General features: G+C 65.4%; 10 protein-coding genes and 1 pseudogene. 8 read left to right on the forward strand and 3 right to left on the reverse strand.

All coding sequences use genetic code 11. The features are described 5' to 3' along the window. On the reverse strand, positions 1-1,302 hold a 1,302-nt coding region (guaB, locus tag JOZ79_RS13450; RefSeq protein WP_294075128.1), incomplete at its 3' end, for an IMP dehydrogenase. Between the two features lie 39 nt (positions 1,303-1,341). Further along, positions 1,342-2,145, reverse strand: a complete 804-nt coding sequence (locus JOZ79_RS13455; protein WP_294075131.1) for a CoA ester lyase — start codon at positions 2,143-2,145, stop codon at positions 1,342-1,344. Between the two features lie 67 nt (positions 2,146-2,212). Between JOZ79_RS13455 and JOZ79_RS13460 the strand changes: the two genes are divergently transcribed. Genes JOZ79_RS13460 through JOZ79_RS13470 form a run of 3 tightly spaced genes read left to right on the forward strand, consistent with a single transcriptional unit; the run spans position 2,213 to position 5,483 of the window. Beyond that, positions 2,213-3,181, forward strand: coding sequence for an SPFH domain-containing protein (locus JOZ79_RS13460; protein WP_294075133.1), 969 nt, complete (start codon positions 2,213-2,215; stop codon positions 3,179-3,181). After that, entirely contained in the window at positions 3,178-3,648 is a 471-nt protein-coding gene (locus JOZ79_RS13465) for an NfeD family protein (protein WP_294075136.1), read from the forward strand. The genes JOZ79_RS13460 and JOZ79_RS13465 overlap by 4 nt, the downstream gene beginning before the upstream one ends. Before the next feature lie 5 nt (positions 3,649-3,653). After that, positions 3,654-5,483, forward strand: coding sequence for a DUF885 family protein (locus tag JOZ79_RS13470; RefSeq protein WP_294075139.1), 1,830 nt, complete (start codon positions 3,654-3,656; stop codon positions 5,481-5,483). A 25-nt stretch (positions 5,484-5,508) separates the two neighbouring features. Here JOZ79_RS13470 and JOZ79_RS13475 read toward each other — a convergent pair whose 3' ends face one another. Further along, complete coding sequence (locus JOZ79_RS13475) at positions 5,509-7,152, reverse strand: phosphoenolpyruvate carboxykinase (RefSeq protein ID WP_294075141.1); 1,644 nt, start codon at positions 7,150-7,152, stop codon at positions 5,509-5,511. 243 nt (positions 7,153-7,395) lie between these two features. Here JOZ79_RS13475 and JOZ79_RS13480 point away from each other — a divergent pair, with 243 nt between their 5' ends. The 5 genes and pseudogenes from JOZ79_RS13480 to JOZ79_RS13500 all read left to right on the forward strand — a co-directional run. Further along, positions 7,396-8,106, forward strand: coding sequence for a response regulator transcription factor (locus JOZ79_RS13480; protein ID WP_294075144.1), 711 nt, complete (start codon positions 7,396-7,398; stop codon positions 8,104-8,106). Continuing rightward, positions 8,075-9,646: a HAMP domain-containing sensor histidine kinase gene (locus JOZ79_RS13485; RefSeq protein WP_294075146.1), complete on the forward strand. Its 1,572-nt coding sequence runs from the start codon at positions 8,075-8,077 to the stop codon at positions 9,644-9,646. The genes JOZ79_RS13480 and JOZ79_RS13485 overlap by 32 nt, the downstream gene beginning before the upstream one ends. Beyond that, positions 9,643-10,104 carry an aldolase gene (locus JOZ79_RS13490; RefSeq protein ID WP_294075149.1) on the forward strand — a complete coding sequence of 154 codons (462 nt, stop codon included), beginning with the start codon at positions 9,643-9,645 and terminating at the stop codon, positions 10,102-10,104. The genes JOZ79_RS13485 and JOZ79_RS13490 overlap by 4 nt, the downstream gene beginning before the upstream one ends. Continuing rightward, positions 10,101-11,024: an RNase adapter RapZ gene (rapZ, locus tag JOZ79_RS13495; protein ID WP_294075151.1), complete on the forward strand. Its 924-nt coding sequence runs from the start codon at positions 10,101-10,103 to the stop codon at positions 11,022-11,024. The genes JOZ79_RS13490 and rapZ overlap by 4 nt, the downstream gene beginning before the upstream one ends. Then, positions 11,021-11,278 (forward strand): annotated as a pseudogene (locus JOZ79_RS13500) (PTS fructose transporter subunit IIA); the annotation flags it as partial. The gene rapZ and the pseudogene JOZ79_RS13500, both read left to right, overlap by 4 nt.

Consider the following 11,278-nt stretch of genomic DNA (forward strand, 5'->3'; position numbering starts at 1 on the left):
CTCGCGGACCGGGCCCTTGTAGGGCACCTGCCCCTCGATTCCTTCGGGAACGAGCTTCAGATGATCCTTGATGTCCTGCTGGAAATAGCGGTCGGCAGACCCGCGCGCCATTGCGCCAACGGATCCCATGCCGCGATAGGATTTGTAGCTACGCCCCTGATACAGGAAGATCTCGCCTGGCGCTTCTTCGGTGCCGGCAAGGAGTGAGCCGACCATGACGGTCGAAGCTCCGGCGGCAAGCGCCTTGGCGATGTCGCCGCTGGTCCGGATGCCGCCATCGGCGATCACAGGTACTCCGGATCGAGAGGCCACTCTGGCGGCGTTCATCACCGCCGTCAGCTGCGGCACGCCGACGCCGGCAACGATGCGTGTCGTGCAAATCGATCCCGGACCGATGCCGACCTTGATCGCGTCCGCCCCCGCGTCGATCAGCACCTGCGCCGCCTCACCGGTCGCGACATTGCCGGCAACGACCTGGACCGAGTTCGACAGCTGCTTCACGCGCTCGACCGCACGGGCGACATCGGTGTTGTGGCCGTGCGCCGTGTCGATGACGATGCAATCGCAGCCCGCGTCGATCAGCGCTTCCGAGCGCGCGAACCCGGAATCGCCGACCGTGGTCGCCGCAGCAACACGAAGGCGACCCTCGCTATCCTTGGCGGCAAGCGGCGACGCCACCGACTTTTCGATGTCCTTGACAGTGATCAGGCCGACGCAGCGATTCTCCTCGTCTACCACCAGCAATTTCTCGATCCGCCGCTGGTGAAGGATGCGCCGAGCTTCCGTCTCCGTCGTCCCGATCGGCACGGTCGCAAGGTTGTGGCTGGTCATCAGCTCGCTGACCGGCTGCCGGGGGTTCTCGGCGAAGCGAACGTCGCGATTGGTAAGGATGCCGCAGAGTTTGCCCGAGCGCTGGACGATCGGGATGCCGCTAATCCGGTTGCCGCGCATCAGGTCCAGAGCCTCGGCCAGCGTCTGGTCGGGGGTCATGGTGATCGGGTTGACGACCATGCCGCTCTCGAACCGCTTCACCTGACGGACAGCGGTCGCCTGCGCGTCGACGTCGAGGTTGCGGTGGAGCACCCCGATCCCGCCGAGCTGCGCCAGCGCAATCGCCATGTCCGCTTCGGTGACCGTATCCATCGCTGACGACAGGATCGGGATGTTCAGCGGAATTTCGCGGGTCAGCTGGGTTCGCGTGTCCGCCTGACTGGGAAGAACACTCGACTCGAGCGGCTGCAGAAGCACGTCATCGAAGGTGAGGCCCAGCGGGATGTCGGGAGCTTGGGAGAGGTCGGCCATATCGGCCCATGCCAAGGAACGGGCGATTCGCCAAGGGCGTCAGGCTTGGCTCCGCGCCAAAATCCGCTCTGCCTGATCGACATGCATGCGCTCTATCATGCCGTCGTCGAAGCGCTCGGCGCCGCCGTTGAAGGCCGCGACAAGGCGGCGGGCGCGGTCTGTCTCCTCGGCTGAAGGTGCGAATGCCTGGTGGCAGGGCATGATCTGGCTAGGGTGGATCAGGCTCTTGCCGTCGAAACCGAGCGACCTGCCCTCCCGCGCTTCGGCAGCAAAGCCATCCTGGTCATCGAGACGGTTATAGACCCCGTCGAACACCGGCAGTCCCGCCGATCGCGCGGCCAGGACGATCATCTGCAACGCAGCAGAGATCGCCCGGCGATCTGAATTGAGCGGCAGGCGAAGATCGGCGCGGAGATCGTTCGTTCCGGCGATCAGACCGGCCGAAGCATTTGCAATATCCGCCGCTGCAAGCACGCCCGCCGCCGTTTCGACCATCGCCAGCACGGGCTTGCCGACGACATCGGCAACGCCGCGAACGAGATGGCCGGAGATGGCTCTCGGCACGATGGCGAAGTCGGCCCGCGACCGCGCCACTGCGTCGAGATCGAGCGAGTGCCACTCGCAGCCCGCGCCATTGATCCTGATCGCAACCGGCGTTGTCCAGGCCGTGGCCACCGCCTCGACAGCCGCATCACGAGCCGCCTCCTTGTCGGCCGGCTTCACGGCGTCTTCGAGGTCGAGGACGACGAGGTCAGCCCCTGCGTCTCGCGCCCTCGCGATCGCTCGCGGATTGGACGCCGGCAGGAACAGCAGTGACCGCACGCCGAAGAGGTCCGCCGTCATATCGATTTCGCTTTCCACCGTGGCATTGCTCGTCGCATCATCGGCCCAGCATAATGCGAGGGTTCCCATGCTGACCAGCTTCCTGACCGCGATTGCGGTCCTCGTGTTCCTCTACCTGATGATGGGCGTGAAGATCGTCCGTCAGGGCTATCGCTATACAATCGAGCATTTCGGGCGCTTCACGCGCGTCGCGGAGCCGGGTTTCAACTTCGTCACGCCCTTCGTCTACCGGGTGGGCCGCCGCATCAACATGATGGAGCAGGTTCTCGACATCCCGGGGCAGGAGATCATCACCAAGGACAACGCGATGGTCGCTGTTGACGGAGTCGTGTTCTTCCAGGTGCTCGACGCCGCCAAGGCCGCCTATGAGGTCAGCGACCTCTACACCGCGATCATGGCGCTTTCGACGACGAATCTGCGCACCGTCATGGGATCGATGGACCTCGACGAGACGCTCTCGAAACGCGACGAGATCAACACGCGCCTGCTCGCCGTCGTCGACAATGCGACAGAGAACTGGGGCGTGAAGATCACTCGCGTGGAGCTTCGCGACATCCGCCCGCCGCAGGACATCGTCACCGCCATGACCCGTCAGATGAAGGCTGAGCGTGAGAAGCGCGCGATCATCCTGGAGGCCGAGGGCTCGCGGCAGTCGGCCATCCTCCGCGCCGAGGGCGAAAAGCAGTCGGCGATCCTGTCGGCGGAGGGCAGCCGGGAAGCCGCCTTCCGCGAGGCCGAGGCCCGCGAGCGTGCCGCCCAGGCCGAAGCTGCGGCGACGAAGGCGGTCAGTGATGCGATCGAGTCCGGCAGCGCCCAGGCGATCAACTATTTCGTCGCCCAGAAGTATGTCGAGGCGGTCGCCGAGTTCGCCCGCTCACCCAATGCAAAGACGATCCTGTTCCCGGTCGAGGCGACCCAGCTCATCGGCACGCTCGGCGGCATTGCAGAGCTGGCAAAGGAGGCTGTCGGCTCGGACTCGCCACAGCCAGGCACCAAGGTCAAGGCTGTTCCGAGCGTCCCCAAGCCGCCGGCGTGAGCATCATTGGTCTCGATCCTGGCTGGACTTGGTTGATCGGCGGGATCCTGCTGCTGATCGCCGAGGTCATTGCGCCGGGTTTCTTCCTCATCTTCGTTGGCGCAGCCGCGGTCGCGACCGGGCTGTTCACCATTCTCTTCGGGCTCGGGACGGCGCCGCAGCTGGTGCTGTTCGTCATTTACGCCTTGCTGGCCATTGCAGCGGGTCGGCGCTTCTACGCCGGCCGCCGGGACAGTTCCGACCCTCTCCTCAATAACCGCGCGGGACGCCTGATCGGCAAGAGTGTGACGGCCGTGACCGACGTCGACGAACACAGCGGCCGAGTCCGCGTCGGCGACAGCGAATGGAGCGCCCGGGGCGGGCCCGCGGAGGCCGGCGATCGCGTGCGGATAACCGGCGTCGATGGCAATTGCCTGACCGTCGAAACAGAACGCCCACTTCCTTCAACCGACCGGAGCCAGTCTTGAACGGAATGATGCTCAATCGCCGGGAAGCGCTCGCCGGGCTGGCCGCTACCGGGAGCCTTCCGCTTCTTTCGAATGCAGCCTTCGCGACGCCAGCTACCGCCGAAGCCGAGACCAAGGCCCTGCTCGAGTCCTCGGCCGAGCACCTCCTTCAGTTCGGTCCTGAACGTGCAACGTCGCTCGGGGTCGACACCGGCGCTCGTGCTGCGATGCGTTCCCGCTTGAGCGATCGCTCCGCCGGCGGGCAGCAGCGCTTTGCCCAAGCCATCGCCGCCGACCTCAAGCGCGCCGAATCACTGGATGCCGCGGCGCTGAGCTTCCCGACACGCACCAGCGTCGACGTACTGAAAAGCGCCTTCCGCACGGCCTTGCAGGGTTTCGCCTTCCCGTACGGCGACGTTGCGGTCGGCGATTACAGGAACACACCCTACGTCGTGATTCAGAACGTCGGCGCGTACATCGACACGCCTCAATTCCTCGACACCGATCACCCGGTCGACAACTCCGCCGATGCCGAGGCGTATCTCGCGCGGCTCGCTCAATATCCGGCGCAGCTCGACGGCGAGCTGGGCCGGCTTCGCTCGGCTCGCGCGCATGGGCTCGTCCCGCCCTCGTTCCTGCTCGACAAGGCACTGACCCAGCTCGGCATCGCGCTGAAGGGTGCGCAATCGGGCGGGAACCTGGTCGAATCGCTGACCCGCCGGACGACCGCCAAGAATATCGCCGGCGATTGGGACGCCCGCTCCCGTCGGATCGTCACTGGCGAAGTCGCCCCTGCCCTGCAGCGCCAGATCGCGGAACTCCAGGCCGAGCGTGCGGTCGCCACCGATATCGCCGGCATGTGGTCACGCCCGCAAGGAGAGGAATATTATCGCTGGGCGCTCAAGGCTTCGACCACCACGAACCTCACGCCCGACGAGGTCCACGCCATGGGCCTTGAGCAACTGAAGGACCTGCACCGCCGGATGGACCCGATCCTCAAGTCGCTCGGCTACACCAGCGGCACCATTGGGGCGCGGATGCAGGCTCTTGCCAAGGACCCGCGCTACAAATTCTCCGAGGGTGACAAGGGCCGCGCGGAGATCGTCGCCTATATTCAGCACTGGCTGGCAACCTATCGCGGCCTCCTGCCGCGCGCGTTCAACACTCACGCGCCGTCCGATCTGGAAGTGAAGCGCATTCCTCCTGAAGCCGAGCTCGGTGCGCCCGCGGCCTATGGTGACGGCGGCTCGATCGACGGCAAGATCCCGGGAAAGTTCTGGATCAACCTGCGCGCCACCGACCTGCACAGCAAATACAGCCTGCCGGACCTCGCCGCTCATGAGGCCATTCCGGGCCACGTCTTGCAGGGCGGCTATGCCAACAAGCTGCCGCTCATCCGAACGATCCTGGCCTTCAACGCCTATTCGGAAGGCTGGGCGCTTTATGCCGAGCAGCTGGTGGACGAACTCGGCGTCTACGACGATTTCCCGGTGGGTCGCCTCGGCTATCTGCAGTCAATCGCCTTCCGCTGTTGCCGCCTGGTCGTCGACAGTGGCATCCACGCCAAGCGCTGGACCCGGCAGCAGGGCGTCGACTTCTTCGTCAACGTCAACGGCTCCAATCCGCTGGAGGTCGCAAGCGAGGTCGATCGCTATTGCTCGTGGCCAGGACAGGCCTGCGGCTACCAGGTCGGCCACTCGACCATCGATCGTCTGCGAGACAAGGCAAGGACAGCGCTCGGGTCCAAATACGACCTCAAGGCGTTCGACAATGCCGTAGTCGACGGCGGCAACGTACCGATGGACGTGCTCGCGTCAAACATCGACGACTATATCGCGCGAACGAAGGCGGAGTAGCCGAAGCAGCCGCCTTCCCGTCGGGTCAGGCGAGAGTGGCCTGAGCCTGGGGATGGTCCTGCAGCCCTGACTGGCCGACGCCTGGAGCGGCCCTGCGGACACCCTCGTCGACATGGTCGGCGAATTGGGCGAAGTTGTCGACGAACAGGTCGACGAGCTTCGCGGCGGTAGCGTCATACTCGGCCGGGTCTGCCCAGGTGCTTCGGGGGTCGAGCAGTCGGCTGTCGACGCCGGGCACCGCGACCGGGACCTCGAACCCGAAGTTCGGGTCCTTGCGGAACTGGGCATTGTTGAGGCTGCCGTCGAGGGCCGCGTCGAGCAACGCGCGCGTCTCCTTGATCGGCATCCGCTTGCCGACGCCGTACTTGCCGCCCGTCCAGCCGGTGTTGACCAGCCAGCAACTAACGTGTCCTTCGGCAATCCGCTGCTTCAGCAGGTTGCCGTAGACGGATGGATGCCGCGGCATGAACGGCGCTCCGAAGCAGGTCGAGAAGGTGGCTTCCGGCTCGGTGACGCCGATCTCGGTACCGGCGACCTTGGCCGTGTAGCCCGACAGGAAGTGGTACATCGCCTGGTCCGGCGTCAACCGGGCGATTGGCGGCAGCACGCCGAACGCGTCCGCGGTGAGCATGATGACATTCTTCGGCGTCGGCCCCATGTTCTCTGCCGAACAGTTCGGGATGAAGTCGATCGGATAGGCGCCGCGGCTATTCTCGGCGTGGGTCGCATCGTCGAGGTCGAGCTCGCGGGTGACTGGGTCGATGACGACATTCTCCAGCACCGTTCCGAAGCGCTTGCTGGTCGCGTAAATCTCCGGCTCCGCCTCTGCCGACAGACGGATCATCTTGGCGTAGCAGCCGCCTTCGAAATTGAAGACCGCGGTGTCCGACCAGCCGTGCTCGTCGTCGCCGATGAGTGTGCGCTTTGGATCGGCGGACAGAGTCGTCTTGCCGGTTCCGCTAAGGCCGAAGAAGATCGCCGTGTCGCCTTCATGGCCGATGTTCGCCGAGCAGTGCATCGGCATGATGCCCTTGGGAGGCAGGATGAAGTTCAGCAGGCCGAACACCGACTTCTTCATCTCGCCGGCATAGGCCGTGCCGCCGATCAGGATCAGCTTCTTGGCGAAGTTGACCGCGACGACGGTCTCGGTGCGGCAGCCGTGGCGCTCCGGATCGGCGCGGAAGCTCGGGAGGTCGATGATCGTATATTCCGGCGCGAAGTCCGCAAGCTCCTCCGCCTCGGGACGGACCAGCAAAGTGCGAATGAACAAATTGTGCCAGGCGAACTCGTTGATCACGCGCACCTTGACCCGGTGCTCAGGCTGCGAGCCACCGTAGAGATCGGCGACATAGAGCTGCTCCATCGAGCCTAGCGCGAGCAGGAAATCGTCGTGCAACCGGTCGAATGCCGCCGGCTCCATCGGCTTGTTGCCCTTATTCCACCAGATGACGTTGTCGGTGAGTTCGTCCCTGACCGTGAACTTGTCCTGCGCGCTGCGACCGGTGTGAAGTCCGGTGCGAACGACCAGCGGTCCGTCCTTTGCGAGCAGGCCTTCGCCGCGACGAACGGCATGCTCGACCAGAGGCGCGGTCGTGAGATTCCAGAAGATCTCGGCGCCGGTGGCAATCCCCTGCGCATCAAGGCGGCTGCGCGGAACGCGATCGGTCACTGACAATGTATCTCTCCCAAATGCCAAAAAGCGGCGACGGCCAATGTCGGGTCCGCCACCGCATACGTATGCATGAGCAGCGCGTATAACCCCGGAAAACATGCCGGGTCAAAACGGTACAGGCTGCAGGCGAACCGGTTCGGCGCTCGGTAGCGCTAACATCGCGGCAGCGTTGTCGCCTTGTTTAGCGCAGCCCCTCTGCTAAGCCGTGACCTCCACTGGCGAGGATGCGCGAGAGCGGGCATGAGCGAGGTGATCGCGCTGGTCGACGACGACCGCAACATCCTGACCTCGGTCTCGATCGCCTTGCAGTCCGAAGGGTTCGTGACGAGGGTTTATTCCGACCCGTCCATGGCCCTCAAGGCCATCACCGACAGCCCGCCGGCACTCGGCGTTTTCGACATCAAGATGCCGGGCATGGACGGCATGGAGCTGCTTCGGCGGGTTCGCGAATTCAGTGCGATGCCGGTCATCTTCCTGACGTCGAAGGACGACGAGCTCGACGAGGCGCTCGGCCTCGCAATGGGCGCCGACGACTATATCGCCAAGCCCTTCTCGCAGCGGCTTCTGATCGCTCGCATCCGGGCCATCCTCCGTCGCCAGGAAATGGCCCGTGGCGAAGCGGCGGTCGACACGCAGGAGCCGGAACCTCAGCTACTGGAGCGGGGACGCCTTGTCATGGATCCGGCCCGCCACAAGGTACGCTGGAACGGCAGGGATGTGACCCTAACCGTCACCGAATTCCTAATCCTTGAGACGCTCGCCCAGCGACCCGGCGTAGTCAAGTCGCGTAACCAGCTGCTCGACATTGCCTATCACGAGGACGTCTACGTCGACGACCGGACCATCGACAGCCACATCAAGCGCATCCGCCGCAAGTTCCGGGCCACGGACCCGAGCTTCGATTCGATCGAGACCCTGTATGGCGTCGGATACCGTTTCGACGAGCAGTGAGGACGACGGCCTCCGGCTGAGCTGGTCGGGGCGCTGGACGCTCGCTCACCGCATCCTCGCGGTGAACGTGCTGACTCTGGTCCTCGTCGGCCTAAGCACGCTCTATCTCGATGTGTTCCGTAATCGGCTAAGTTCGGAGCGCAGCCGTCAGACCCGGATCGAGGCGACCGCGACCGCCGAAGCGCTACTTCATGCCGACGAGCGCCAATGGCCAAGCCTGCTCGCCGATGTCTCGAAGGCGACGGGTAGCCGGCTGCGGCTTTATGGAAGCGACGGCCGGCGCATCGCGGACAGCTGGGACCATATCGCGCCAACCTACCAGCTGGTCGACCCGACGACACAGGGGTGGCCGAAGAACGCCGCCCGGGCACTCGACCGTGGGTTCAACGCGATCGTCGGGGCGAAGCCGCTGGACGATTTTGTCGAACCCGCTCCCGACCGCCTGGCCGCCTGGCCCGAGGGCATGAGCGCTCGCGCCACAGGCCGGACCGTCAGCACGGTGCGCAATGCCCCGGACCTTACACCGGTCATCTCCGCCGCGTCGCCAATCGGGTCCGACATCCTCCTTGTCACCAACAACGACCGGGCGTTCACCCGCACGGTCCGAAGCCAGCGGGCGATCATTGCCGCCGTCATGGCTGCGGTGATTGCTCTCTCGGTTTTCCTGTCGCTGTTCCTCGCCCGGACGATCGCAAGACCGATCCGCCGACTGGCCCTCGCGGCTCAACGGGTCCGCCTCGGTCGGTCGCGCGAGGTGCGTGTACCCCGCTTGCCCTCGCGGAGCGACGAGATCGGCCTTCTCGCCCGCGCCCTGTCGGACATGAGCCAGTCCCTCAGTCAGCGCATCGACAACATGGAAGCCTTCGCCGCCGACATCACGCACGAACTCAAGAACCCGCTCGCATCGCTGCGCTCGGCCGTCGACGGGATCGAACGCGTCGAGGCCCCGGAGCTTCGACGCCGCCTCATCACTGTTGCCCGCGAGGATGTCATGCGCCTTGACCGGCTGGTGACCGACATCGGCGAGGCCGCGCGAACCGATGCAGAGCTTGCCCGGGCCGCGTTCGAGCCGGTCGACCTAGGGCCGCTTATTGAGCAACTGGTCGCAAGCTGGCAGGACCGCCGCGAGACCGGCGATGCGCGCCTGGCCTTCGCCCGACCACGCAAGGACACTGCGGTGGTGATGGGCAAGCCTGAGCGGCTCGCTCGCGCAATCAACGCCATCATCGACAATGCGGTGAGCTTCTCGCCGGCGGGCGGCCTTGTCGAGATTGCCGCGGCGAGGGTCGGCGACTGGGTGCAAATACGGGTCGACGACGAGGGCCCCGGCGTGCCGGTCGAAGCCCGCGAGGCGATCTTCAACCGCTTCCATTCGGTCCGGCCGGAAAGCGAGAATTTCGGTCGTCACTCCGGCCTCGGCCTTGCGATCGCGGTGGCAATCGTCAAAGGCCACGACGGGGAGATCGACGTGCAGGACCGCGACGACGCGCCGTCGGGCGCCCGCTTCACGATCCGTCTTCCGGCGGCCGAGCGGCCGTGAACGAGGCGATCGTCGTGACCGGTCCGCCAGTGTCCTCCGAGACTCTGCATGCAAGCACGGTTGCAAGCGGTGGCCGGGCCGTAGCGATCACCGGCCCATCTGGTTCGGGCAAGTCGGACCTCGCGCTTCGGCTGCTCGACCGCGGCTTCAGGCTGGTCAGCGACGATCGGACGCTGGTCTGGCGCACAGGCGACCGGTTGATCGCGTCGCCGCCTCAGACCATCGCCGGCAAGATCGAAATTCGCGGTATCGGCATCGTTGACATGGATCATGTCGAAAACGTGCCGGTCGCCCTGGTGGTCGAGCTGAGCGGCATAATGGAGCGAATGCCCGGCGAAAGCCGGGAACGACCAATCCTGGGCGTCCGGCTGCCGATGGTCAGCATTGACGCCATGACCGCCTCCGCGCCGTCCAAGGTCGCTCTGGCGCTCGACCGGATGGGGCTGCACTTTCGATGAGCGACGAACCACGCTCCCCTCGCCTGCTGCTCGTCACCGGCATGTCCGGAGCGGGCAAGTCCAGTGTCCTCGACGCCCTCGAGGACATGGGCTGGGATACCGTCGACAATCTTCCCACCGACCTTCTGGAAGGCTTCGTCGGCGGTCGCGGCGACCGGCGGATGGTATCGGCCGCAGTCGGGATGGACACGCGCAGCCGGGGGTTCGACGCGCACACGGTGCCCGAGCTCATTCGCTCGATCCCCGGGGTGACACCGGAAATCCTATACCTCGACTGCGCGACTGCCGAGCTGATCCGCCGCTATGACGAAACCCGACGCCGCCATCCGCTGGCGTCGGACCAGCCCGCCGAGGAAGGCATCGCCCGGGAACGCGCTCTGACTGCTCCCGTCCGGGACGCCGCCGACACGGTGCTCGACACGACCGATCTCAGCCCGGCCGAGCTTCGCGACGAGCTCAGGCGGCGCTACGGCGACGATTCGGACCAGCCGGTCCTGACCGTCATGTCCTTCGCCTTCGCCCACGGCATCGTCCGCACCGCCGATCTGGTGTTCGACCTCCGGTTCCTGCCCAATCCGCACTGGGTTGACGCGTTGAGGCCGCTCAGCGGCGAAGACTCGCCAGTCCAGGACTATCTTGCCGCCCAACCGTCCTGGGGCGAGACGATGGACCGCCTCGATGCGCTTCTCAACGACTGGATTCCCCGCTACTGGGCAGCGGGCAAAAGCTACGTGACCGTCGCATTCGGCTGCACGGGAGGGCGTCACCGTTCGGTCGCCGCCGCCGTGGAGATTGCGCGGCGTTTGCGCCGCTCGGGCTTCGCTCCGATCGTTCGCCACCGGGACCTTGCCCCGGCTTCCGGCGGACCGATCGGGACCGGATCCGCCGACAATGCTGAGGCAGGCGAGTTGAACCAATGATTGGACTAGTGCTGGTGACTCATGGCCGTCTCGCGGCCGAGTTCGTCACCGCTCTCGAGCACGTGGTCGGGCCGCAAGAAGCGATCGAGGCCATCTGCATCGGTCCCGACGACGACATGGAGGGCCGCCGCAAGGACATTGCAACGGCGATCGGAGCGGTCGAGCAGGGCCAGGGCGTCATCATCCTGACCGATCTGTTCGGAGGTACTCCGTCGAATCTCGCCATCAGCCTGATGAAGAGCGAGAATGTCGAG

Source organism: Sphingomonas sp. (genome assembly GCF_019242355.1).
In the GTDB taxonomy this organism is placed as follows: domain Bacteria; phylum Pseudomonadota; class Alphaproteobacteria; order Sphingomonadales; family Sphingomonadaceae; genus Sphingomicrobium.